The organism is Variovorax sp. 01T439_2 (assembly GCF_056398445.1).
On sequence record NZ_JBFTPJ010001281.1, the window covers coordinates 1 to 1,218 of the forward strand.

The 1,218-nt window shown below is 71.4% G+C and carries 1 protein-coding gene; it reads right to left on the reverse strand.

Features of this window, described 5'->3' with window-relative positions:
- Positions 1 to 1,218 (reverse strand): ATP-dependent DNA helicase (locus AC1DOC_RS34280; protein WP_478131652.1); only part of this gene is annotated, 1,218 nt, incomplete at both ends.

Sequence of the window (1,218 nt, forward strand, 5' to 3'; positions counted from 1 at the left end):
GCCATAGCCCGCCATAGCCCATGGCGACCAGGCGGGTGTCGCAAATGGCAAGCACGCCGCAGTCGGTTTCGCGGCGGATCAGCCGCCCTGCCCCCTGCTTCAGTGCCACGGCCGCCTCGGGCAGCGAATAGTCGCTGAACGAGCTGCGGCCCTGGGCTTCGAGGCGCTGCGAGCGCGCCTCGACCAGCGGATCATTGGGCGGAGGGAACGGCAGCTTGTCGATCACCACCAGCTGCAATGCATCGCCGGGCGCATCGAAGCCTTCCCAGAACGATGCCGACGCCACCAGCACGCAGCCGGCGCGCCCGCCCTCCGCGCCTTCGCGAAAGCGGTCCACGAGCACGCGCTTGGGCAGCTCGCCCTGCACCAGCACCTCGGGCCGCACGTCGGCCTCGAGCCGTTCGAACTGCTGCTTCATTTCGTCGCCGATGGCGCGCAGCGCGCGCAGCGTGGTGGTCAGCACCAGGGTCCGTCCGCCCAGTTCGGCAGCGCCGCGCGCGGCCAGCTGCGCCACGCGCGCGCTGTGGGCGGCGTCGTTGGGTTTGGGAAAGGCACGCGGCACATAGAGCCCGGCCTGCGCGGCATAGTCGAAGGGGCTCTGCACCCGCAGCACCTCGGCGTCGCCCAGGCCGCACGGCTCGGTGAACCAGCGCAGCGTGGGTTCGTCGCCCAGCGTGGCGGAGGTGAAGACCCAGGCGCGTCCGCTGTCTTCGGGCGCCGCGCGGGCTTCGTGTTCATCGCCGTCGTCGGGGGCCGCGCCGCTGCCGATCTTGAGCACGCGCGTGCGCATGGCCTCGGCAATGTCGAGCGGCGATTCGACCAGCCGCAGCTGCGTGCCCACGTCGACCCATCGCACCGAGTCGGTTTCGCAGGGCAGCGCGAAGCGTGCCGCGCGCTTGGCGAGCTGCTGCGCCCGCTCATACAGGCGCACGAAATCGGGCGATATCTCGCTGACGGTATCGAGCCCTTCGGCAGCCATTTCAAAGGCGTGCTGCAGGGCTTCGAGCGCGTCCTGCCAGGCGTGCGCGTCGATGCCTTCCGGCGACGGGCCCACCCAGCGCAGCTTGGTGCCGGGCCACTGCTTGCCGACCGCAAGGCGCAGCTCGCGCGCGGCGCGTTCGACGGCCGCCACCAGCTGCTGCCAGTCGACCAGCCCGCGCGCATGCTGCAAGCCGGCTCCGAGCAGGTCGCGCGCAAAGTCCAGGGCCTGCCCGCTGC